Annotated in this window: 24 protein-coding genes; 11 read left to right on the top strand and 13 right to left on the bottom strand. The window is 50.3% G+C overall.

Annotated features, from left to right (window positions below; genetic code table 11):
• Positions 1 to 5: 5 nt before the first annotated feature.
• Complete coding sequence (locus IFO68_RS13230) at positions 6 to 224, top strand: DUF6500 family protein (protein ID WP_192016330.1); 219 nt, start codon at positions 6 to 8, stop codon at positions 222 to 224.
• A gap of 110 nt (positions 225 to 334) precedes the next feature.
• Here IFO68_RS13230 and IFO68_RS13225 read toward each other — a convergent pair whose 3' ends face one another.
• The 6 genes from IFO68_RS13225 to ltnD all read right to left on the bottom strand — a co-directional run bounded on the left by IFO68_RS13225 (position 335) and on the right by ltnD (position 6,460).
• Positions 335 to 1,831 (bottom strand): GntP family permease, encoded by a 1,497-nt coding sequence (locus IFO68_RS13225; RefSeq protein WP_192016329.1) that lies wholly within the window; start codon positions 1,829 to 1,831, stop codon positions 335 to 337.
• Positions 1,831 to 2,796, bottom strand: a complete 966-nt coding sequence (gene denD, locus IFO68_RS13220; protein WP_192016328.1) for a D-erythronate dehydrogenase — start codon at positions 2,794 to 2,796, stop codon at positions 1,831 to 1,833. Before denD ends, IFO68_RS13225 begins: the two co-directional genes overlap by 1 nt.
• Positions 2,797 to 2,897: 101 nt before the next feature.
• Complete coding sequence (otnI, locus tag IFO68_RS13215; protein WP_192016327.1) at positions 2,898 to 3,674, bottom strand: 2-oxo-tetronate isomerase; 777 nt, start codon at positions 3,672 to 3,674, stop codon at positions 2,898 to 2,900.
• Positions 3,674 to 4,306, bottom strand: a complete 633-nt coding sequence (gene otnC / locus IFO68_RS13210; protein WP_192016326.1) for a 3-oxo-tetronate 4-phosphate decarboxylase — start codon at positions 4,304 to 4,306, stop codon at positions 3,674 to 3,676. Before otnC ends, otnI begins: the two co-directional genes overlap by 1 nt.
• Positions 4,299 to 5,558, bottom strand: a complete 1,260-nt coding sequence (otnK, locus tag IFO68_RS13205; RefSeq protein WP_192016325.1) for a 3-oxo-tetronate kinase — start codon at positions 5,556 to 5,558, stop codon at positions 4,299 to 4,301. The genes otnC and otnK overlap by 8 nt, the downstream gene beginning before the upstream one ends.
• Positions 5,559 to 5,560: 2 nt before the next feature.
• Positions 5,561 to 6,460 (bottom strand): L-threonate dehydrogenase, encoded by a 900-nt coding sequence (gene ltnD / locus IFO68_RS13200; protein ID WP_192016324.1) that lies wholly within the window; start codon positions 6,458 to 6,460, stop codon positions 5,561 to 5,563.
• 282 nt (positions 6,461 to 6,742) lie between these two features.
• On the opposite strand from ltnD, the gene IFO68_RS13195 reads away from it, so the two are divergent.
• The 3 genes from IFO68_RS13195 (at position 6,743) to IFO68_RS13185 (ending at position 9,125) form a co-directional block, all read left to right on the top strand.
• Positions 6,743 to 7,501 carry a DeoR/GlpR family DNA-binding transcription regulator gene (locus IFO68_RS13195; RefSeq protein WP_192016323.1) on the top strand — a complete coding sequence of 253 codons (759 nt, stop codon included), beginning with the start codon at positions 6,743 to 6,745 and terminating at the stop codon, positions 7,499 to 7,501.
• A gap of 109 nt (positions 7,502 to 7,610) precedes the next feature.
• Entirely contained in the window at positions 7,611 to 8,435 is an 825-nt protein-coding gene (locus tag IFO68_RS13190) for a helix-turn-helix transcriptional regulator (protein ID WP_192016322.1), read from the top strand.
• A gap of 126 nt (positions 8,436 to 8,561) precedes the next feature.
• Complete coding sequence (locus IFO68_RS13185; protein WP_192016321.1) at positions 8,562 to 9,125, top strand: DUF4145 domain-containing protein; 564 nt, start codon at positions 8,562 to 8,564, stop codon at positions 9,123 to 9,125.
• Positions 9,126 to 9,129: 4 nt separating this feature from the next.
• Here IFO68_RS13185 and IFO68_RS13180 read toward each other — a convergent pair whose 3' ends face one another.
• From IFO68_RS13180 to IFO68_RS13165, 4 genes are all read right to left on the bottom strand, one after another.
• Complete coding sequence (locus tag IFO68_RS13180) at positions 9,130 to 9,351, bottom strand: hypothetical protein (RefSeq protein WP_192016320.1); 222 nt, start codon at positions 9,349 to 9,351, stop codon at positions 9,130 to 9,132.
• 146 nt (positions 9,352 to 9,497) lie between these two features.
• Positions 9,498 to 11,471: an LTA synthase family protein gene (locus tag IFO68_RS13175; protein WP_192016319.1), complete on the bottom strand. Its 1,974-nt coding sequence runs from the start codon at positions 11,469 to 11,471 to the stop codon at positions 9,498 to 9,500.
• 36 nt (positions 11,472 to 11,507) lie between these two features.
• Positions 11,508 to 11,876: a diacylglycerol kinase gene (locus tag IFO68_RS13170; protein WP_192016318.1), complete on the bottom strand. Its 369-nt coding sequence runs from the start codon at positions 11,874 to 11,876 to the stop codon at positions 11,508 to 11,510.
• Positions 11,877 to 12,136: 260 nt separating this feature from the next.
• Complete coding sequence (locus IFO68_RS13165) at positions 12,137 to 12,586, bottom strand: Lrp/AsnC family transcriptional regulator (protein ID WP_192016317.1); 450 nt, start codon at positions 12,584 to 12,586, stop codon at positions 12,137 to 12,139.
• Positions 12,587 to 12,766: 180 nt separating this feature from the next.
• Between IFO68_RS13165 and IFO68_RS13160 the strand changes: the two genes are divergently transcribed.
• Positions 12,767 to 13,696 carry a DMT family transporter gene (locus tag IFO68_RS13160; protein WP_225445223.1) on the top strand — a complete coding sequence of 310 codons (930 nt, stop codon included), beginning with the start codon at positions 12,767 to 12,769 and terminating at the stop codon, positions 13,694 to 13,696.
• 12 nt (positions 13,697 to 13,708) lie between these two features.
• Here the strand turns inward: IFO68_RS13160 and IFO68_RS13155 are convergent, their stop codons facing one another.
• The 3 genes from IFO68_RS13155 to IFO68_RS13145 form a co-directional block, all read right to left on the bottom strand.
• On the bottom strand, positions 13,709 to 13,915 hold the full coding sequence (locus IFO68_RS13155) for a DUF3283 family protein (protein WP_192016316.1): 207 nt from the start codon (positions 13,913 to 13,915) through the stop codon (positions 13,709 to 13,711).
• A 135-nt stretch (positions 13,916 to 14,050) separates the two neighbouring features.
• On the bottom strand, positions 14,051 to 14,695 hold the full coding sequence (locus tag IFO68_RS13150) for a hypothetical protein (protein ID WP_192016315.1): 645 nt from the start codon (positions 14,693 to 14,695) through the stop codon (positions 14,051 to 14,053).
• Between the two features lie 144 nt (positions 14,696 to 14,839).
• Positions 14,840 to 15,355 (bottom strand): outer membrane beta-barrel protein, encoded by a 516-nt coding sequence (locus tag IFO68_RS13145; RefSeq protein WP_192016314.1) that lies wholly within the window; start codon positions 15,353 to 15,355, stop codon positions 14,840 to 14,842.
• Positions 15,356 to 15,931: 576 nt separating this feature from the next.
• Here IFO68_RS13145 and IFO68_RS13140 point away from each other — a divergent pair.
• The 6 genes from IFO68_RS13140 to IFO68_RS13115 form a co-directional block, all read left to right on the top strand.
• Positions 15,932 to 16,102, top strand: a complete 171-nt coding sequence (locus tag IFO68_RS13140; protein WP_036760236.1) for a XapX domain-containing protein — start codon at positions 15,932 to 15,934, stop codon at positions 16,100 to 16,102.
• 34 nt (positions 16,103 to 16,136) lie between these two features.
• Positions 16,137 to 16,847 (top strand): purine-nucleoside phosphorylase, encoded by a 711-nt coding sequence (gene deoD / locus IFO68_RS13135; protein WP_027254273.1) that lies wholly within the window; start codon positions 16,137 to 16,139, stop codon positions 16,845 to 16,847.
• Positions 16,848 to 17,140: 293 nt separating this feature from the next.
• Positions 17,141 to 18,622 carry a lactate dehydrogenase gene (locus tag IFO68_RS13130; protein WP_225445222.1) on the top strand — a complete coding sequence of 494 codons (1,482 nt, stop codon included), beginning with the start codon at positions 17,141 to 17,143 and terminating at the stop codon, positions 18,620 to 18,622.
• A gap of 150 nt (positions 18,623 to 18,772) precedes the next feature.
• On the top strand, positions 18,773 to 21,523 hold the full coding sequence (locus IFO68_RS13125; protein WP_336510276.1) for an ATP-binding protein: 2,751 nt from the start codon (positions 18,773 to 18,775) through the stop codon (positions 21,521 to 21,523).
• Positions 21,524 to 21,887: 364 nt separating this feature from the next.
• Positions 21,888 to 22,838, top strand: a complete 951-nt coding sequence (gene tal, locus IFO68_RS13120) for a transaldolase (RefSeq protein WP_192016313.1) — start codon at positions 21,888 to 21,890, stop codon at positions 22,836 to 22,838.
• 81 nt (positions 22,839 to 22,919) lie between these two features.
• A partial coding sequence (locus IFO68_RS13115) for a transketolase family protein (protein ID WP_272872730.1) occupies positions 22,920 to 24,067 on the top strand: 1,148 nt, incomplete at its 3' end.

Genomic DNA, 24,067 nt, shown 5'->3' with positions numbered 1-24,067 from the left:
ACCCTATGCGCGAATCGCTGCGACAAAAAATCATTCAGATCTGCCACAAAAAAATCGCTCAGAAGGGTGACAATGTCGGCGTGTCTTTTTATGCCTTCTTTGCCAATAAAAACGATGACCCTGAGCTACTGATGGAAGCGGCAACCTGGTGGATACAAACCCATAAACTGGATCACTTTGAGAAAGCCGGGAAGATCATCACAATGGTTGAAGCCAACAAATAGCCTCCCCCCCTCTTTAGGCGGTGGTTTTGGAGGTAACAAAAAAGCCCCCGGAACCGGGGGCTGTAGCACGTAAAGAGATACGTCAAAAAAACACATCATATAATTGATGATCAGTGACCAGCAGCGACCTCTGCTGCAGGTTTACTTTGCGACTTTACGAAGTAGATGCAACCTGCCAGGAACAGTAGTGGCATAACCGGGTCGAACACGCTTCCCTGGCTACCAAAGATCAGGTTCAGGATCATCACCAGTGAGCCGCCGATTGACCAGGCGATAGTAGTCGGTACCGTCCAGATCACCAGTTGTTTACGCACTTCGGTAACACCCATCAGACGGTTCACTATGTGGAACAGGCTGTCGTTGAAGTAACCGGCAAACAAGCTACCCATGGTCGCAGCAGATGCGGCAAACAGCATGTTGATGCCTTCCATTTCAGCCAGTACCGGTGCAGAGATAGACGCTGCGGTAATCATTGAAACTGTGCCGCTGCCCTGAATCACACGTACCAGTGTCGCGATGATGAAGGGGATCATGATAGGTGAGATGGACAGTGCCGCAATCTGGTTGGCGATTTCAGTACCCGCGCCAGACTCACGCAGTACACTGCCCAGTGCACCACCTGCACCTGTCACCAGCAGGATAATTCCTGAGGTGGAAATCCCTTCTTCCAGCTTGCGGGTAGTGGTTTCTTTGTCCAGGTAAGGTGTCAGGGTATACACCGCCAGCAGCGTACTGATAGACAAGGCAATCACAGGGTGCCCGACAAAGTTGATCACCGCGCCCAGCGCGCTTTCCGACAGTCCTTCAAATCCCAGCTGTTTTTCCAGCAGGCTGGCCAGCGATTTCACCAGAATCAGCAGAATCGGCACCGCTATCGGCATGATGGACTTGGTCAGTGAAGGGAGATTTTTGGTGGCTTTAGACGCCATGTACTCGTCATGCACTTTCTTAAGATCATCAGATTCCTGCGGCAGAGAGACAGGTGTCGCGTATTCCGGGAAATGCTTTTCTAACCAGCGGGCGTACATCACAATACCGTAGATAGACGGCAGTGCAATCACCAGACCCAAACCCAGCATAGAGGCAATATCAACACCGAAAATACTGGCGACGCCCAGCGGGCCGGGTGTCGGCGGAATACAGTGGTGCGCCACCACCAGACCACCAGCCAGAGCAACAGTCAGTGTCAGAATGGAACGGCCAGAGGTTTTAGACAGTGACTTAGCAATCGGATACAGGATGATCAGTGCGCTGTCGACGAACACAGGGATACTGACGATATAACCGGTAATTGCCAGTGCCATCTCTTCTTTCTTCTTGCCCAGCCACTTGATGAAGTGATAGGCAATGGACTCACCGGCACCGGAAGTTTCCAGAATGGCGCCCATCATGACACCCAGACCAATCACGATCCCAATACCGCCCAGCGTACCGCCGAAGCCCTTGCTGATCGCCGACATGGTGTCATCCACACTCAGTCCGCCGATCAAACCGGCAATACAGGCCGCAGCCAGCATCGCAATCAAGACATGAACACGGGTTCTCAGTACCAGGAAGATCAGTACAAAAACCGCAATAATTAAGCCTATAACAGAAATGGGTAACATTAGATCGCCTCCTCTTCGCGTACCGGATACTTAGCTAAATACGCCTTAAGTACCGACTGGAAATCCTTATCCGCTTTAAATCCCAGCGTCAGTTCTGACGCATTATTGAACGCTTTCGGCCAGCTGCTGACGATACGGGCAACCGCAGCATCCTCGTCGTAGCTCACTCGCTCAGCAAACCCTGCCCCCACTGTCTCTGTCATTGCAGCGATCATCTCAGCAGGTGTCACCTGAATGCCGGGCAGATTAAAGGTGCGATAACCCTTGATGGCCTCAGCCGGTAACTGGCTGGCATGGATAATGTTATCGATCACTGTTTCCGGACTGGAAATCCACAGCGGCAGCGTTGGCTCAACCGTACAGTTTGACGTTTCGCCTTTCAGCGGCTCACGGATGATCCCGCTGACAAAAGACGACGCGGCTTTGTTCGGCGCGCCAGGGCGAATACAGATGGTCGGCAGACGCACAGTGATGGCATCCACAAACCCTTTGCGGCCGTAATCATTGACCAGCAGCTCACCGATGGCTTTTTGCGTACCGTAAGAAGAACTCGGCTGAGTGGCTGTCATAGGCTCGATCAGATCCGGCAGTTCGCCACCGAACACCGCCAGCGAACTGGAGAACACGAAGCGGATCGCCGGATTCACCTGACGGCATTTTTCCAGCAACAACTGGGTGGCCAGCAAATTCACTTTCATGCCGAGATCAAAATCTTCTTCGGCATGGCTCGACACAATCGCCGCCAAATGGAAAACATGAGTGGTGTCGGCATCGATCAGCGAATCGATATCAGCCGGGTGAGTAATGTCGCCCACAACCGCGCTGACACGGCTGTCGAACTGACTCATATCCGGGGCGATACGATCAACTATCTTGATGCGCTCGATGTTGTCATAACGTTGTAGCAGGGTGTCGGTAAGCATGGCTCCTAAAAAGCCTGCCCCACCTGTAATAATAATTTTCATAGGGGATGTCCTTGCTCTCTTCTATCTTGTCTTAAGTCTGTTGACGAAATTGTCGATGTCTGCTTCCGTTTACAAACAGGTCCGTTTATATATGGCGCCGTTTACAAATAAGGTGTTACCCAGCCCAGGCCTTCTAGTGTGCCTTGCTGCGGGTTGTACTCGCACCCAATCCAGTCCTGATAGCCTGACTTGTCCAGCTCGCCGAACAGGAAGGGATAATTCACTTCTCCCTCACAGGGTTCATGACGGCTGGGAACAGATGCTATCTGCACATGGCCGATGTAATCCGCGACCTCTTTGATCAGGACAGACAGATCTCCGTCCATGATTTGCGCGTGATACACATCGAACTGCAGTTTCACATTCGGTCGGTCGATGGCTTTGATCAGCTCAACAGCGTCACGCTGATGGGCCACGAAATAATTCGGCACATCACGGCTGTTCAGCGGTTCAATCATCACGCAGATACCGTGTACAGCAAAGCGATCAGCGGCATAGCGCAAATTACGGATAAAGGTTTCTCTGTGCGCCTCAACCGAGAAGTCGGGGCTGAGAATACCTGCCATGGCATGCACCTTCTTACAGCTCAGTGCCTGCGCGTAGTGAAGGGCGACGTCAACGCTTTGCTCAAACTCTTCAATACGATCCGGCAGGGCCGCAATACCGCGCTCGCCGGCCGCCCAGTCGCCCGGCGGCATATTAAAGAGCGCCTGTTCAAGCTGGTGTGAACTAAGCTGCTCTGCCAGCAGACCGGCTTCATAGTCATAAGGAAACAGAAACTCGACCGCTTTGAAACCGGCTTTGCTGGCCTGACCGAAGCGCTCAATAAAAGGCACTTCAGTGAACAGCATGGTGAGGTTGGCTGCAAATCTGGCCATTATTTTCCTCTCCCTTCCAGGTCGCTGACTTCTGCATCTGTCAGGTAACGAATGGCTTTGCCATCGAGCATCAATGCCAGTTTGGCGGTTTCTTCCAGCTCTTCGGCGTTATCAACCGCATCACGCAGGTCTGTACCGGTAATGACCGGGCCGTGATTGGCCAGCAGGAACGCGCGGTAGTCGGCCGCACGATTGGCCAGTTCAGTCGCAATTTGCGGATCGCCCGGACGCAGATACGGGATCACCGGCAGCTGACCGACCCGCATCACGTAATACGGTGTGAAGGGCTTAATCGCATTGTCTGAGTCCAGTCCTTCCAGGCACGACAGGGCCGTCAGGTATGTGGAGTGTAAGTGCACAATGGCGTTACAATCCGGGCTGTTACGGTAAATCGCCAGATGGAACGCAATCTCTTTTGAAGGGCGATCACCCGACAAATGATTGCCGTCGATATCCACCACCGACAAACGTTCAGCCACCAAACGTCCGAAGGAAGAGCCTGTTGGCGTGGTCAGAAAATTGCCGTCAGGGAGTTTTAGAGACAGATTACCTGCCCCACCGGTGGCATAGCCCCGCTCAAACATCGAGCGGGCAAGCGTCACCATTTCTTCTCTTAACGCTTGTTCAGTCATGGAAAAATCCTTGTGCAGTCGTAAAAAATGATTCGTCACCAAAGTTGCCGGATTTCAGTGCCAGCGACAGATCCTGATCGATCGCTGTTACCCAAGGCACACCCGGTGCGATTTGCGGGCCGATATGGAAACCTTTCACGCCGAGACTCTGGGTCACAACCCCGGATGTTTCGCCGCCAGCCACAATGAAATTACGGACACCCTGCTCGCGCAACCGGTGTGCCAGTTGGCTGAAGAACTGTTCAACGGCCTGGCTGGATGCCTGCGCACCGTATTCAGCCTGTATGACTTTCAGCATCTCTGGATTAGCGGTCGCAAACACCATAGGTGCGAAGCTGCTTTCCAGGTTCTCCATCACCCAGTCACACACGACGTTGCCGTAATTGTCATCGGTCAGGCAAGCCTTGACATCCAAAGCAAAGTGCGGCGCAACACGCTGATACTGCCCCACCTGCTTGTTAGTCATTACAGAACACGATCCCGACAGCACAACCGTTTTACCGGCTTTCGGATGACCGGCTGACAATGCTTCGGCCTGCTTAGCCTGCGCAGTCACCCAGTTTCGGGCGATGCCGACCGCCAGCCCTGAGCCACCAGTGACCAGCTTGAGGTTTTTGCATGCCTCGCCGATAGTCACCAGATGCTGATCGTTGAGCGTATCAAGCACGGCGTACTGCACGCCCTGAGCACGCAGCTGGTCAAAGGCCGTCACTACAGCGTCTGTCCCTTGATCCAGGGTCTGGTAATCCACCAGGCCGCTCACGCCCTGCGCCTGGGCATTCATCAGACGCACCAGGTTGGCATCCGTCATAGGGGTCACAGGGTGGTGACGCATGCCGGATTCGCTCAGCAACTCTCCGTTGACAAACAGGTTGCCATGGCAGACGGTACGGCCATTAACCGGAAGCGATGGGCAAATCACAGTAAAAGATTCATTCAGTTCCGCCAGTAACGCATCGGTGACCGGCCCGATATTGCCCTCGGCTGTGCTGTCAAAGGTGGAACAGTATTTAAAGTAAAACTGCTGACAACCTGCGGCCTGCAGCCAGCGTAATGCCGCCACAGAATCGCTGACGGCCTGATCCACAGGGCAAGAACGAGATTTCAGGCTGATGACCACAGCATCAGCGTCTGCACTCAGCAAGTCGGCAGGCACGCCGTTGAGCTGAATGGTCTTCATGCCATTGGCAACCAGAAAACCTGCGATGTCGGTGGCGCCGGTAAAATCGTCGGCGATGACTCCGAGTAACATAATTAACGCTCCTTTTTCGGCAGTTCGATGCCCGAGAAAATCTTGATGACGGCGCTGTCGTCTTCTTTACCAAAGCCGGCATTGCTGGCCTCGGTAAACATATTGAGCGCGGTACTGGCAAGCGGCAGCGGGAAGTGCATCGCTTTCGCGCTGTCGGCCACCAAACCCAGGTCTTTGACAAAAATATCAACCATAGAAGTCGGGGTGTAATCCCCCTCCACCACATGCTTCATGCGGTTTTCGAACATCCAGGAATTGCCGGCTGCATTGGTGACCACGTCATACATCATATCCAGCGGAATATCAGCACGGGCCGCCATGGCCATGGCTTCGGCGCCCACCGCAATGTGAACGCCAGCCAACAGCTGATGAATAATTTTCACCGTCGAGCCTTTACCAATCTCCGGCCCCACGTTGTAGACCCTGGCCGCAACCGCATTCAGCACAGGTTCCAGTTGGTCAAACACACCCGCTTCACCGGATGCCATCACGGTCAGATCCCCGCTGGCCGCTTTCACAGCACCGCCCGACACAGGCGCATCCAGCATGCGTAAGTCGTATTGCGCCAGTCCGGCTTCGATAGCTTTTGCGTCATCGGCAGAGATAGTGGCGCACACCATCACAGGCGTACCGGCTTTTAACCTTACAGCCAGACCCGAATCAAACAACACAGATTTCACCTGCTTTGCATTGACCACCAGCACAATCACAGCATCAAGCTGAGCTGCAAAATCGGTGCATTGATGAGACGTGCCCTTTGCACCCGCATCAGCCAGTGCCTGACGGGCCGCATCACTCAGATCAATACCGTAAACATCAAAACCGGCCCGGATACAGGACTTTGCAACGCCCATCCCCATAGAACCCAGTCCGATAACCGCAACAGAATGCATTTCGCTCATTGTGCAGGCCCTTTTGTTATATTTTGTGAATTAATGTTCATGTTTGTGATTCTAGGTGCTGACCCAGGATCATTCTGCCAAGCTTGTCACAAAAATTAACACCAACAAACACCTCCGATCTGATCTTCCAGGTGAAAAAATCAGTAATTTCACACCTACCTCATAAGAATCAGCATGTTATGTTTCACACATTCTCACCATGCCTAACAAAAATTCACATCAGTAACACGTTAACGTGTTAGACTTGATGCCGTTATTGATCAGTGTGAGCGAAAAACCCCTATGATTCCTGCTGAACGTCAACGCGCCATCCTGGCCTTATTAGGAAACCAACAAGTCATCAGCATCAGTGAGCTGACCCAACAACTGGATGTGTCTCACATGACCATCCGTCGTGATATTGCCAAACTGGAGGCCGATGGCCGGGTAATGTCAGTCTCTGGTGGCGTACAGTTGTCAGAGTCGATTCACATCGAGCTGCCCCACGACGATAAAATTGCCCGGCAACGGGATGAGAAAGCCAGAATCGGACAGCATGCGGCCAGCTATATCAAGCCACACAGTACAATCTATCTGGATGCTGGAACCACAACGCTGGAAATCGCGCACCAGTTGAACCACGGGGATGATCTGACCGTGATCACCAATGATTTCGCCATCGCCGCGTATCTGATGGCGCACTCAGATTGCATGCTTTATCACACCGGCGGCAAAGTGGATCGCCATAACCAATCCTGTGTGGGAGACAAAGCGGTGTCCCTGTTAAGGGAAATGAATGTGGATATGGCCTTCATCTCATCGTCATCCTGGAATCAACGCGGGATATCGACCCCCAATGAAGATAAAGTGACGGTGAAACGGGCTATCGTCGCGACAGCCAAAATCAATTATCTGGTCACAGACGCGTCAAAATACGGTAAAGTCGCGACCTTCCATGCACTCGACATCAGCAGCTTTGACAAAGTCATCACTGACAAAGCCCTGTCAGAAAGCAGCCTGCATGATTTCGCCGAAAAAGGCATAGCGGTAGACAGAGTTTAGGCAGCCTTGCTCACACCAGCTGATAAGGAAAAAGACAATTTCGTACAAAACACTCAGCGGGCAATTGAGATAAAGTGCCGGGTAACATGGGGTATTCAAGGACAGAATAATGGGCAGGCAGAAAGCGAAGATCACATACGGGCAGGTGGATGAACTGGATGGCCTGGAATATCTGAACGCTGATTATATTGAGCAGACTTTCTCCCGCCATTCTCACGAAGGGTATTGTATCGGTGTGATCAGCGAAGGTGCCCAAGGTTTTTACCACAACGGCGCCGAGCATCTGGCCCCACAAAACACCATTATTCTGGTGAACGCAGACGAGATCCACACTGGCTATTCCGCCACAGAAACGGGCTGGAGTTATCGCGCCCTGTATCCGTTACCCCAGCATTTTGAGCAAATCAGTCAGGATTTAGGGCAACCTGAATACGGCGCGCCTTACTTTCGGCAGTCTGTGGTGAAAGACGATAAATTAGCCGCCAGTTTACGTCATTTGTTCAATACGCTGGACCATTCTGAGGATACCCTGCTCAGAGAAACCCTGATCTACACCACACTGACGCAACTGGTACTCAAACATGGCGGTTCCCGGCTGAATATCCAACCTGCCAAAAGTTCAGCACAATCGTTGTATCTGGTGAAAGAATTTCTGGATGAGTACCCGCAATGGCCGATCAGCCTGACAGAACTGGCGGCGCTGGCCTGCATGACGCCTTTCAGTCTGGTACGGGCCTTCAAACGCCAATTTGGTTTACCGCCGCACGCCTATCAGATACAGGCCAGGCTCAGACTGGCCAGACACATGCTCAAACGCGGACTCTCGATTAAAGATGCCGCCGCAGAGGCTGGATTTCACGACCAGAGCCATTTTCACCGCCATTTCAAAAGTGCAATGGGCATCACACCCGGCCGTTATATGAAACACGTGTAATGAGCCTTTTCCTGCTACATTTGTAAACATCGCTGACCAATTTACACCTTTTCTCACCCTATCCATTCATTTAACGTGGTGATAAACCACTAGATAGTGAGAACTTTATTAGCAAGGAAGGCTGTTATGATCATTGCATCCGCGTTTTCCCTCGTCTTTCTGGTTCTGGCATATACCCATGTGTTTGTCGACACCGTCGATGTCGATGCCATCACGATTGTACTCATGGTATTAGCCACTCTGCCCTGGGTATTTCCTTACCTGAAATCGCTGGAACTGCCGGGGGGAATCAAAGTTGAAATGAAAAACGTGCTGGAAAAAGTTGAGCAGGCTGCCGCGGAAATAGATGACTCAGAGCAACCCAGTGGGTATCAGGGTGTGGATGCAGCCCTTGCCTTTACCGCCTTACGGGTAGAAATAGAAAAAATCGTTCGCAGGTATCAGCCAGATCTGCGCTCAAGCCGTTATTCTCTGACCGCGCGGCTGCACAGGCTGGCAAAAGAAAACGTTATCAATCAACACTTAGCCGATGCCTTGCTCGAGATCGTTAAGCTAGGCAACGCTGCATCTCAGGGGCAATTTGTTCACTCGGAAGAAGCGGAGTTGATATTGATGCGATCCGGCCCGTTACTGGACAAACTGGAACATAACCTGAGCCAGTCCATGGTCGGGGCGCACGTGATCATTTAATCTGCTAAGGCAGTTTTTCTATGTCTTCTTTAATCTGATAACCCTTGTCGGTCACTATTTTTTCCAGTACGGATAGCCGTTCTCTGAGTTCAGTCATTTCCGCTCTCAAGGCTTCCGCTTCCTGGCTGGCCAGTCGATCCCTGTCCTTCTGTTTCGCCTGAAGGCGAAGGTATTGCTGGACAATAAGCGCACCAAAAATGATGGCGATAATCCAAACCGCTGTCATAAATACTCCCTTATCTTAATGCCGATAATCGCATTTCAGGTTCAGCGTAGCACCAATTTGATGCTCAGCCGTAGTGTCCAATCTACTCCTTGTGACACACAATCACCAAAAAGAAAAAGCCGCCTGTTCAAAGGCGGCTCAGTCATTTAGTGGCTCACTGCCATCGCTTGCTGTTGATCCGTCTGCGGCGGCAGACGATAACGCCCTTCCCTGTAGAGCTTGCCACCCAACAAGGCATGGGCCAGCGCACGCTGAGATTCCTGCTCAGAAATGCCCGATGGCGTTAGTGTCTGCCGGCTAAAATCGTACTGGTAGCCGATGGCGGCTTTGCCCGGCTGCAGCACGACCAGTTTGTCTCTGGTCAGATAGCCGAAGTTCTTATCAAACTGCATCATTGCCCGCTGATATTCCGGCGCGACCTCTTTGGTCAAATCATGACCAATCATAGGTGATGTGTTATCAGCACCGATCAGCGACAACAAAGTAGGGGCCATATCAATATTGCTGGCCAGGCGATCGTCCTGACGAGGCTGAATATCCTCGCCCAGAATGACCGCCGGAATGTGGAAGCGGTCAACCGGAACCGGTACATTACCTTCAGCACGGGCATCATGGTCGGCAATGACAATGAAAACCGTGTCTTTCCAGTATTCAGATTGCCTGGCTTTGGCGAAAAACTCACCTAAGGCTTTATCGGAATACTTCACCGCATTATTACGGGTATGTTCAGGTTGTTCATACAGCTCGATTTCACCATCGGGGAATTCGTACGGTGAGTGATTACTACTGGTGAATACCAGGCTGAAGAAAGGCTGACCGGTTTGATGCAGCTTAGTAAACTGTTTATCTGCCATCTGATACAAATCCTGATCCGACGCGCCCCAGGAGCCCACGAACTTAGGATTGACGAAATCAGGTAAATCAACAATATCTTCAAAACCATTGCCCAGGAAGAAAGACTTCATATTGTCAAAATGACTTTCCCCGCCATAAATAAACTGGGTGTGGTATCCCTGGCGGCCCAGCAACCCTGCGATGGTATAAAACCCGGTCTGGCTTTTACTTAACTTCACAACGGCACGGGAAGGCGTTGGCGTAAAACCGGTTGTCATGGCTTCAATACCACGTACTGAGCGTGTTCCTGTGGCATACACCTGAGTGAAGTTCCAGCCTTCTTGCATCAGGGCATCCAGATTCGGCGTGAGCGGCAGGCCGCCTAAACCGCCGACAAAACGTGCCCCCAGGCTTTCCTGAAGCAGGATCACCAGATTTTTCTTACCTTCAACGGTTGGCGCATTGGTATTGAGAGTGAGAATATCGCCGGGCATGAAACTTTCCGGACGACCAGAAGACGCACGCACGGTTTCAATAATGTCATCCAACGGCATTGTTCCGTAAAACGCTTCCGCGTTCTTTTCAGAGGCCATGTTCTTGGCAGCAAAAATAACAGAATAAGAAGAATTCAGTGTCAGATCGTTCAACAGCGGATCGGTAGAAAACGCCACCATGGCCGGATTCAGCGGCCGGTGCTGGAATGTTGAACGCGCGCCCATCACACCAAGGGCCACGACAGAAATAGCCAGCACTGGACGCCAGTACCAGCGGGGAGCATCCAGATCACGCACAGCATAGCCGCTGAGCAACCAACCAAGGTACAGGGTTAATACCGAACCAATCAGCCCGACAGCCAGCTCCAGCTTATAACCCACCCACAACATGCTGAAGACTTCTTTCGGATAAACCAGATACTCAATGAACAGGCGGTTCGGGCGCAAATTATATTCGCTAATAAAACTTGGGGTCGCCAGTTCCATATAAACCAGAATCCACAAGCCCGCCACCAGCCATAGCCGGAGAATGAACAACCATATCTGGCCCAGAAAGCCTTGGGTTGGCAACAGTGCCAATAACAGCGAAGGAAGAATCAACAACCAGCAAAGCGTAGAGACATCCACTCTGACGCCTTGTAACAGGATCGAAGCCCAGTCTTGCCAACCGGTAATGTGGTCAATTTGCCAGAGGGTGAGCACAACGCGGGACACACTGAGCAGAATAAGTGACAGCAGAGCAAACAGGGCGATGGGAAACATCACCCCGGTTATAGGTTTAAGTTTTTGCATTACAAAGAGATCCAAATATTTGGTATCACCAAAGGATTACCAAAACAGCTTGAGGATGATCGCCAGCCAGATGCCGCCGGCCAGCAGCAAAGAAATAAATACCGCCGCAGAGCCTATGTCTTTAGCGCGGCCACTTAACTCATGAATTTCACTGCCAATTCGGTCTACCACAGCCTCAATCGCTGAATTCAGCAGCTCAACGATCACAACCAGAAATAAACTGGCAACGAGCAAAATGTGCTCGATAAAAGTGACAGGCAGGAAAAATGAAATGGTTGTTAAGACAACAAGCAAAATAATTTCCTGTCTGATAGCCGCTTCATGCTGCCAGGCGGCTTTCAGTCCCTGTACCGAATAGCCCGCCGCTTTCACGATGCGCACCAACCCAGTGTTACCCGGTTTCATAGTGTTCCTTGCTTAGTCATTAAGACGGCCGAAAATAGTGAAATATTGCTCTGCCTACAATCTGCAAAAACCCAGTTATGATGTTGCTTCCGCTTACAAGCGATCAAGTATTTCAATCTGTGAGGTTAAGCACTTTTTTGTCATCACCAATTCAGAAAAAACCTTTACATCAAGTTTAAAGATACAATATGACTCGCGTTTCTTAAGGAAAACTTAAGAAATTCGTACAAAAGATTGACATTATTGACTGAAAAGCGCTGCTAGATCGGTAGTTGCTGACCGGTTTTGACTGTTCGGATAGCCAGGTTGGTATGGATATCTTTAACCATGGTCAGGGTCTGCAGTTTGCGAATGAAAGCTTCGTAATGGGGTAAATCTCTGGCGACCACTTCTAACAGATAATCGTGTGCTCCGGATATAACATGCGCGCTGATCACTTCAGGCATACCGGACATCACCAGTTCAAACTCATCAATGGGTTGATCCCTGTGATTATTCAGGCTGACATTGACAAAAAAAGTCATCATCAGTCCCAGCTTCTGTCTGTTGAGGGTGGCCTGGTATCCCGCGATAATGCCATCGGATTCCAGCTTCTTTATCCGTCTGGCACAAGGTGACACCGACAGGCCAACCTTATCGGCGATCTCAGCGGTGCTTTGACGTGCATCGCGCTGTATTTCAGTCAGAATCTGCTTATCTTTTTTATCCATCACGCCCGCATCCCGTCTGTTTGTTACTCATCACTAAGAACAAGTTAGTAAAATAAATCACTAATTTAAATAAAATTGGAAAAATTAACCAATATAGAAGAAATGGGTAGTTAAGTTTGCCAACTATTATCGCGTGCTTTTGCGGATACTGAAGTCACTTCAATCGCAAGGATTACGCTGATGCAAAAGAACACGCCCGCTATGCTGACCGGACTGTTAGCCATGACGGTCACTTTAATGATCTGGTCAGGTTTTTTCATTTCACTACGGGCCTCCAGCCAGTCAGATCTGACGATTGCCGATATTGCCCTGATACGCTTTGTTCCTGCTGCCCTGCTGTTTGGCTGGTTGTGCCGGCATAAAGTCAGGCACATTTTTCAGACCCCAAAGCGATACTTAGCGCTGATATGCTGGGGAGCCGGGCTACCCTACCTGCTTCTTGCCGGGTACGGTTTACATTATGTTCCTGTTGCGGATGGTGCTTCTTTGATTCCGGGCATCTTACCGCTTCTTGTGTCAGGTATTGCCGTCGTCTGCTTTGGCGAACCTCTCTCACCTATGCGCCGGGCTGGTTTAGTGTTTATCGCATTGGGGGTGGTGTGCTTTGTCGCCAAATCGCTGGCTGGCGGGCAGCCCGGCATGCTGATTGGCTATGCCATTTTGTTACTGGCGAGTTTTAGCTGGGCCTGGTTTACTATAGCCATGCGCGTCTCTGGCCTGTCGGCAACAGAAGGGGCGGCTGTGATTGCAATATCAGGGTGTGGTCTGCTACTGACAGGCTTTCTCAGCCAGACAATGACGTTTAATTTGCTGTCGGTGGATTCTCAGGAAGTGATGTACCATTTTCTGGTTCAGGGAGTCGGCGTAGGGATAGTTTCCAGCCTGTGTTATACCCTAGCCATTTCACGGCTGGGGGCGGAAATGAGTGCCGCATTGGGGGCATTTACGCCAGTGTTAGCAGCACTGATGGCGATTCCACTCTTTTCCGAACCCCTCACCGGGCAAACAATGATCGCTATGGCGTTGATTGTGATCGGCGCGCTCACGGCCAGCGAAGTCATGCCGATCCCCATCAACAAAAGTAAGATAGTGAAAAAAGCCATGCGTTAAATTGAGGCGCTGTCAGGCCATGCCCATCTGGTTTTTGTATTTCTCAACGGCTTTTTCATAGAAAGCACGTTCGTCATCATCGGAAATGCTTTCCGCCTGATTAAAGAACACTTCAGGCCCGGCTTTGCCGTTTTTTAACTGCCAAACGGCGTAAGCCGCCTGCTTATCAAGTTCAATACTGTTTTTCTCGGAAGCCGATAACAAAGAAAGATTATGCATGGTTTTCCTTACAATTACGGAGTAAACGCTTGGGTCTGTCGATCTGGCGACATAGTAACGAATTCAGCGTTAAAGTGAAGTCCTGCTTACGCTACCCCGATAGCCTCAAGGCGCTGAAAATCTGCCTGTCTCAGATCAAAAACCAAGGTGAGATGTCACCACCCAGGTAAATACAACAACGATCATCGCGATTAAAGTCACACTGAGGATCGGATTCAGGGTACGCCTATTGGGGTGACGTATCGCATCGATGACGCTTGGCTCATCGCTTTTCATGTCAGGCTGAACGAACTGATGAAAATGGGTTTGCCCTGCGCTGATACAATCCTGCTCTCCGTCTATCACCTGGGCATCAAACCATCTGTGTCTGTCAACTAAACGTTCAGCGGGTACATTTCGCGGAGAACCAAACTGCCCGGTTCTGGGTTCAATGATACTGATCACCAATAGATGTTTTGACTCTCCCCACACCCAGCAGGGCAGAAAATTACCCTGAATGTCGACTCGGCACGGAAAAGGATAAGTGACATTCTTCAATAATTGGGAAACTGGCATGCCCGGAGACTGCAGCGCCTGCTGTGCATTTTCAAGCCAGGGAGCAATGGCATCTCTGAAAACATTCTGTCGCAGCGGTAACAAGCGGGACAGACCTCGCAAAATGAACGCCTGGCAATCCGGCCGTACCTGATTAGTTCGCCAGTAATCCTGCACCGGACCACATTCCGACAGCGCCAGAAAAACAGCCTGACTGGTTTTCTCATATCGTTCAAAATTGGTCATGAATGCCTCCACCGCGATCGGGCGTTGCTTATCCTGACTGCTCCCCGGATAAACAACCCCATAAACAGAACACCATACGGGTTGCGGGCTGAACAGGTGTTGATCTCGCTACTGTTTTCGCGCTTTTTTAGCACTCAATGACGGTTACAATCCGAATCCTACGCTCAACAGGATAGCGTTACTGTCAACATCTCCCATATCCCGGTATTCATAGCCGAGTGTCAAATCCAGCAAAGGTATAATACCCAACACGAAACCGGCCCCGCCGGCAAATCCCCAGCCATCATCCTTGTGTGTCACACCGGACAATTTACGATCAACATCGTAATAGTTAGTGCCGGCTCTGGCATAAACACTACCCACCAACAGTGGAATATCGGCCTGAAGTGTCAGCGGCACAGAGGTATAATCAATATCATTTTTTGCCGATGACAACGATGAATCCACTTCCGCACTACCAATGGCTAACCCGGCATTGACACTAAAAATACTGGTGACCTGATAAGACGCATTAACCCCGTATTCATAGCCATAATCAGAGTTACCGTCATACTCCAGGCGGGATGCACCGGCATTGGCCCCGACAGATAAACCTAAAATTTCAGCGCTGGCTGGCAGGCTTAACAATGCAAGCGCCGCTGATAGCATCAATTTCTTCATATTAACGTTCCTTCGTAGCAAAAGAGTGAAAACTGTCGTTGCAGACTGTGCCCAATTAATCAATAGCCCATATCCTTATTTTCGCCAACTAAACACATCTTAAAAACAAGCAGATAGTTATCTCTGCCTGTGAATTTCTTTCCTGCCTCACACGCCTGAAATAATTACGCAAAGCAATGATATCGATTACATCCATTTTTACCCGTTTCATGAATTAAACAACCTTATCCTACTCCTCAAAAGTAAGAAAAACTCACTCAAGGTGCTGTTACATCTATGTTTATACTAATAAATACGGTTTTATTCATCATGTTGAATAACTCAGTGCCACAATAAAACGCAAACGATTAACCTCCTGTTTTCAACAGATTTGGTAAATAACTCTGGATCGATGGCTGAACAATCAATAAAATGTGACTAACTTCAAAAGTTGCTCTTGGTAACTTCACTAGACTGGCCCCCTGATTCAGCAACAGTTCTTAACTGGCTCTCATTGAGTTTCTGCCACTGCTGTGCTGATGTTTTTTCAGATAAGACGTACCACTTGAGTACGACATACAGACAGAGGGTAAACACATGAACGAGATTCTGCTTGCAACTATTGCAGGAGTCGTTGTCGGTCTCTTTTTCAGTGCAGTAAAACTGCCACTACCCGCTCCGCCAGTACTGTCTGGCATCATGGGGATTGTGGGTGTTTATCTGGGTGGTATGGCATACCAAGCAGTGGTTGAACGTTTCTTCTCATAATTTTTTAAAACGAATAACTTGTCAGGAGTCCGCTATGGCTACCCCGCATATCAATGCCGAATTTGGTGATTTCGCAGAAACAGTACTGATGCCAGGTGACCCGCTGCGTGCGAAACTGATCGCAGAAACGTATCTGGAAGATGCCAAAGAAGTCTGCAATGTACGCAACATGTTTGGATACACAGGCACCTATAAAGGCAAGAAAGTGTCTGTGATGGGCCATGGTATGGGTATCCCGTCCTGCTCTATCTATGTTCACGAACTCATTAAAGACTTCGGTGTTAAGAACGTCATCCGTATCGGCAGCTGCGGTACAGTGAGCGATGACATCAAACTGATGGATATCGTGATTGCTATGGGTGCGTCCACCGACTCCAAAGTAAACCGCATCCGTTTTAACAACCATGACTTTGCCGCCATTGCCGATTTCCACCTGCTGGAAACAGCGGTAAACCAGGCGCGTGAGCAAAACGTGCCGGTACGTGTCGGCAACGTGTTCTCTGCCGATTTGTTCTACAGCCCTGAAGCCGACCTGTTCGACAAGATGAACAAGCTGAATATTCTGGGTGTCGACATGGAAGCCGCCGGTATTTACGGTGTTGCAGCAGAGCTGGGTGCGAAAGCGCTGACCATTCTGACTGTGTCTGACCACATTACCCGTGGCGAGCACCTGAGTTCTGAAGATCGTCAGAAATCATTCCACTCCATGATGCAAGTTGCGCTGGAAACAGCGATCACTATCTGATGCATCTGATCCGGTTTGTCATATACAGGCCGGATTGCGCTTATAAGGCCGGCGCCATTGCTCCGCCTTAGTAAAGGATTAGTCAGCTCAATCAGGGAATTTGCCTGTCGCAGCTCAAAAATTGGTAAAATGTGGCGTCTTACACAATTTGAAGCGGGTTTACCCGGGCGGCAATGCTATACCTGGCAGTTTGGGCCAACTAATGGGTGTCGGGTCATCGTATGCAGTAATGACTCGGCACCTTTTTCCAGGCATGTTTTCGCTATAGTCCGTACACGAGGAGGGTGGCAAGCATGATGACAAATCAAAAACACTCTGCAACCTTGCCGCCAGCCAGCGGACACTGGCAGTTGAATCATTGCAAAACCGTACGTTGCCAAAACTTCGGTTCCCGGAACCCAGACGACTATATCATTCAGAGGACGAATCCAAACCGTCCTGCATTCATTTGCAAAGAATGCGGCGCCTTTCCTCCCCTTATCAGCAATAAAAATGTCATTGCAGAGTGGCGTTACCTGAAATTACAGCAAAGTAACGGCTTACCTGCCTGCAATAATCTGGACTGTGACAATCTGGGTTTACCCGTACTGACACATCGCCACCTTTATCATGCCTTTGGCTACAGTGGTGATCGTCAGCGTTATCGCTGTAAAAATTGTCAGACGACGTTTGTCGACAGATGGTCTGGCTTTAATCCCAAACACCAGATTCAGCAAAAGCTGCTCGCCCTGCTGTTTACCGGTCACCCCATTCGGGATATCTGCCGGCGGCTTGGTATGAATCCAAAAACGTTTTACGACCAACTGAACCACATTGCCAGCCGCTGCCGTCGGCAACTTTCGGTGTTTGATGCCCGTTTGTTACAACACAAATCACAACTGGCATTGGCCTGTACACTCAACCCGCTTCAGCCACATGCTGCTAATGGCGTTTACTGGATTGCCAGTTGCGAAGCAAATTCCGGCTATGTACTCAGCCAGCACATTAACTATCACCCGGAACAGACAGGCACACCCGATACGCTGCATGATCCTTACAGCCCTAATGCCCGCTTCCTAGCCAGACAGGAAAATAGCGCACCGACAGCAGCGCAGGCTGCCCCTCAGGGCTTACTGGCGAAAGTCGATGCAAAATACCGAGAAGTGCTATCAAGGCCGCATTTGGAAGATCCAAGCAGTGACCAGAACATTGAACATTTCCCGGCCAAAGGTAATCTGATCAGGCCTCAGTATGCGGTTTACGCGCATTTTCTACAGCTTAATGAACAAGTGAGTGATAACACTCAGCTCATGCTGTTCATGCCGCAAGAGCCTCTGTTACGTTCAGCTTGTCTGTCTGTGTTTCTGAACAGAATTCGCTCCGGCACTATTGAGCCTGTCTATGTAGAAGAAGATCCGGATTGGCCGCAGGGCAATGCCGCAGGACGTATCGACATCGTTTTACTGGGATGGTGGCGAGACCGGTGGGCATTTACCCGGTTTGATCAGGTCGGCAAAGGTATCTGCCATTTAGGCGGCGAAAAAAACAATGAAGCCAGATGGCTGCAACTTGCGACTCACCGCGAAGTGGATGAGTATCAGCAGCGATTTTATCAGCAATTTGCGCAGTTGGTTGATGAACCCAGAAGAAAAGCCCGGCCGGGGGGGTTACTTCCTTTGCTGGATATTTACCGGGCTTGGCATAACCTGTGCCGACAAGATCGCAATGGCTTAACACCCGCTCAACAGCTGGGAATCATGGCTTCGCCATTAACGCTGGAACAATTGCTTAACTAACTCAGCCCGCTTTTTCTGTTGAAACGGCAAACAGACCATGCAAAAAGATCATTTTTGTTAGCTCAGCTTCACTCACCCATCTCACTTTGGCATATAATCTCAGTACGTAATCTTTATTAACAAGTTACATAAAAACTCTGAGGTATTGTGGTGATAAGGATAGTCCCCAATCGAATCAAGCCCATTTTGTTAGTCAGCATGCTTGCGGTCGGTATTCTTCCTGCTTACATCTATGGCTGGATCAGCAGTGAAAAACTCAATGAAGTCGCGCTGGACAGAATTGCAGCCGGCATTAATGCCCGCAATAATATCGTGGCCCAGAGCCTGGATCAGACACACAATCTGCGACTGAAAAATCTGGATTTATTAAGTCACTCCCCTATTTTTTCCCGTCCTCCTGAACAAATTAGCCAGTTTTTTCATAATTTCGGGCAAACCGACCCTTCCTTTGCAGCTATGCATCAGGTGCGTGAGAAAGGCGGTCATTATTATCTTAATGCGAGCTCAGATGCAGGGTTGACCATTAATAACATTGATACCCCGGCTTTAGAGAATATCGAAAAAACGCTGGCCAAGGATAATACCTACATCTCCCGTCCCCAGATCAAAAATGGTGAGGCCATTGTCTTTCTGGCAAAAAAAATCGAACACCAGCCTGATGGATTCCTGCTGATCGAATACAAAATGGATGACATCAAACAGCAGCTTAAACAACTGGGCAATGAAGTCGCCCCAACCGACAATGTTTATCTGACCGATATTGATGGCAAGCTGCTACTCAGCAGTCATGCCACTGAACAGTCTCTGCATCATTTCAGGCAATTCTACAAAGCCAGTTTAGTTGCAGGATCAGGAGCAATGTCCTCTTTCTCACCGTTCATATCCGGCATCAACAATTACAACGATGATGAAGATAAAGCGATGATCGCAGCTGTTGTACCATCGCAGATCAATGATGCTGAAGGCATGCCCGTCTGGTCGCTGATCACTGTGACCTCACAAGATAGCGTCATCGGTACTATTGATGAACTGCACCATTTTTTCCTGCTTGCGCTGGCTATGATCAGTGTATTAATCCTCTTACTTGCCATCGCCCTCACCAAACGCATTACCGGGCCTATAGCAAAGCTGACTCGCTTTGCCTCTCAGTTCCGTTTAGGGGATTATCAGCCCAATCCCTCCTTTGAGGGTCCGTATGAATTTCAGTTACTCAATGATGCGCTTAATCAAGGAGCTGATAAAATTTCAGCTGATACCAAGCGGCTCAATCAGGCGCTGGAAAAAGCCAAATCGGCGGATAAAGCCAAGTCTGCCTTTCTGGCTAACTTGTCCCATGAAATACGCACACCCATGAACGGGATGCTGGGGTTGTCGCAACTGTTGCTGAAAACCAAATTAACGGAAGAACAAGAACATCACCTGAACACTCTGCTCGATTCAGGTAAGCATATGATGTCATTGCTGAACGATATTCTGGATTTCTCTAAAATTGAGCAAGGCAAGCTGAAACTGGATAAAACTCATTTCTGCTTTACTGATCTGGTCGGCACTATTGAAAGCACCTATTACTCGTTGGCGAAAGAGAAAGGCCTGGCTTTCAATATTGATTGTGGCTTTGATCAGGAAACCTGGTTCTACGCCGACAAATCCCGTATTCGCCAGATTCTGTTTAACCTGATCAGCAACGCCATTAAATTCACAGACAAAGGCCATGTCAGAGTGCGTATGAGGCGGGCTCTGCTCACCGGAGGGCAACAACAACAACTGACGATTGTGGCCGAAGATACAGGCATTGGCATAGAGCCAGAGCGAACGGCCCACATCTTTGATCCATTTGCTCAGGCCGAAGTCTCTACCAGCCGGCGCTATGGCGGCACCGGGCTCGGGTTGAGTATTGTCAAACAGCTGGCAGAATTAATGGGCGGCAATGTCGAACTTAGCAGTGAGCCTGGCGCTGGAACATCTGTTACCGTCAACCTCTGCCTTGATACGGGGATCCCTCAGGAAGAGTTAATCGAAAACATCGAGATCGACAGAGAAGCCTTTGCCGGTCTGCACGTACTGGTTGTTGAAGATAACCACCTCAACGTCCTGATCATGGAAAGTTTTCTTCAACAATGGGGATTTCATACCCACACTGCGGAAAACGGACTGGAAGCATTGGAAATGATGCAGCGCCAACCCTACGATTTGATCCTTATGGATAATCACATGCCGGTGATGGACGGCCTGGAATCGACCCGGCGAATTCGTTCCCTGCCCGAACCTTTCTGCATTGTCCCGATTTTCGCTTGTACCGCAGATGCGTTTGAGGAAACACAGAAGAATATGCTGGATGCAGGGGTCGACTGTGTTATCACCAAACCTCTCGACGAACGAAAATTACTGGATGCACTTCAACGCTTTCGCCACCGTATAGACTACATGGCCTATCTGCGCCAACACACATTTAAACAACCCGATTTTCGGGATCAGTCTATCCTGCACGACTCTTTATCATCTCTTAACCAAGCTGAGTTACCGTCAAGTCATGCAGCATTCGATTTAAATCAGATCACACAAATTGACATGGAAGAACTGCTGGAAATGCTTGATCAAGATAAAGAAATGATTACGTACTTTCTTACCATTTTCGCAGATGATCACCATGACTACGACCAGAAGATCCGCAATGCCATCGAGGAAAACGATTTGGAGCAGGCAATGTTACTCAGTCATACCCTGAAAGGGGCCTCCGCCAGTCTTTGTGCAAAGCAGGTCAGCCACAGTGCCAAGATAATCGAAATGCAATTGAAAGCTGCGCAAATCCCATCAGAATCTGCGCTTGATGCGGTTTCACAAGCCTTATCTGCTCTTTGTGACGAAATTCGCCGCCAGCAGCAAACTGTCGATATCGAGTAATGACTTTATATTGATCAAAGTCTTACAGTCTCATCCTGAATGATCGCCACATTCTCACCACACCTGCGCAGCGGGCAAACAAGCAACAAAACGACAGGGAAACATATGCCCACACCTGTTTTCTTGAGCCACTACAGCGTACATTTCTATGCTCGCTTTATCCTTGAGCTAAGTGACCGAAAAAATGTTTGACAAAACCGCTCGAATTGGGCTTCGCGATTGACATCGACACAGAAAAATTTAATCATCGGGACATCAAATATTTTGCTTCGATCCATATGTTCAGAGCACCGGACATGGCTTCAAAAGAACAGTCAACAGGCCAAACTTAACGTTTGCATAAACACAGCAAAGGACAAGAGATATGAGCACCAAACTGGAACAGCTGCGCGCGCTTACTACTGTTGTTGCCGATACCGGCGACATCGAAGCGATTAAGAAGTATCAACCGCAAGATGCCACCACCAACCCTTCCCTGATCCTGAAAGCTGCTGAAATTGAACAGTATGCGCCGCTCATCGACGATGCCATTGCGTATGCCAAAGCACAAAGCAACGATAAAGCACAACAAATCCAAGACGCGGGCGACAAGCTGGCGGTCAACATCGGTAAAGAAATCCTGAATGTGGTACCGGGCCGTATCTCCACTGAAGTGGACGCTCGTCTGTCCTACGACACCCAAGCCAGCGTGGCCAAAGCCCACAAGCTGATCAAAATGTACAATGATGCCGGTATCAGCAACGACCGCATCCTGATCAAACTGGCCTCGACCTGGGAAGGGATCCGCGCGGCTGAAGTGCTGGAAAAAGAAGGCATCAACTGTAACCTGACTCTGCTGTTCTCTTTTGCTCAGGCCCGCGCCTGTGCCGAAGCCGGTGTGTTCCTGATTTCGCCTTTCGTTGGCCGCATCATGGACTGGTACAAAGCCAAAGAAGGCCGTGACTTCGAAGCGTCTGAAGATCCGGGCGTGCTGTCAGTCACGGCTATCTACAACTACTACAAAGCCCTGGGCTACAACACTGTGGTGATGGGCGCAAGCTTCCGTAACACCGGTGAAATCCTGGAGCTGGCCGGCTGTGACCGCCTGACCATCAGCCCGCAGCTGCTGCAGGAGCTGTCTGAAGCACAAGGCGAAGTGGTACAGAAGCTCTCTGCTGATGTGGCTTCTGAAGTGCGTCCGGCGCCTATGACCCACGCGGAGTTCCTGTGGGATCACAACCAGGATCCAATGGCGATTGAGAAGCTGGCGGAAGGGATCCGTAACTTCGCGATCGACCAGGGTAAGCTGGAAACCATGATCGAAGCGCGTCTGTAATCCCGTTTCTATTTGAGAGCAGCAACTGAGCTGCTCTCACTCGTTTTATGACCAACCTGTATTGAGTAAGAAGAATTTATTATGGATCGTAAAGTATTAGCGAATGCTATCCGTGCCCTGAGTATGGACGGTGTACAACAGGCCAACTCCGGCCACCCGGGCGCCCCGATGGGGATGGCGGACATCGCGGAAGTGCTGTGGCGCGACCACCTCAATCACAACCCGCAAAACCCGAACTGGGCTGACCGTGACCGCTTCGTGCTGTCCAACGGCCACGGCTCTATGCTGATTTACTCCCTGCTGCACCTGAGCGGCTACGAGCTGGCAATTGACGATCTGAAAAACTTCCGTCAGCTGCACTCAAAAACACCGGGTCACCCGGAGTACGGCTACGCGCCGGGCATCGAAACCACCACAGGCCCGCTGGGTCAGGGCATCACCAATGCTGTAGGTATGGCGATTGCTGAGAAATCACTGGCCGCACAGTTTAACCGTGACGGCCACGATGTGGTTGACCACTACACCTATGCATTCCTGGGCGACGGCTGCCTGATGGAAGGTATTTCTCACGAAGCCTGCTCGCTGGCCGGTACGCTAGGCCTGGGCAAGCTGATCGCCTTCTGGGATGACAACGGCATCTCAATTGACGGTCACGTGGAAGGCTGGTTCTCCGACGATACGCCAAAACGTTTTGAAGCGTACGGCTGGCACGTGATCCCTGCGGTTGACGGCCACGATGCGGCCGCCATCAACGCGGCTATCGAAGCGGCAAAAGCCGACCCACGCCCAACCCTGATTTGTACCAAAACCATCATTGGTTTCGGTTCGCCGAATAAAGCCGGTTCTCACGACTGCCACGGTGCCCCGCTGGGTCACGATGAAATCGCAGCAGCCCGTGAATTCCTGGGCTGGCAGCACGGTCCGTTCGAAGTCCCTGCCGACGTTTACGCTGAGTGGGACGCCAAAGAAGCAGGTGCCGCCAAAGAAGCCGCATGGAATGAAAAACTGGCCGCGTATGAAGCTGCACATCCGGAACTGGCTGCGGAGTTCAAACGCCGTGTGAACGGTGAACTGCCGGCACAGTGGGAAAAAGCAACCAGCCAGACCATTGCCGATCTGCAGGCCAACCCGGCCAACATCGCTTCCCGTAAAGCTTCTCAGAACGCGCTGGAAGCCTTCGGCAAAATCCTGCCTGAATTCATGGGCGGCTCGGCAGATCTGGCACCTTC

Source organism: Photobacterium arenosum, assembly GCF_014841115.1.
GTDB lineage: Bacteria > Pseudomonadota > Gammaproteobacteria > Enterobacterales > Vibrionaceae > Photobacterium > Photobacterium arenosum.
Note: the sequence above shows the minus strand (reverse complement) of the source record. Positions and strands in the feature narration are given on the sequence as shown.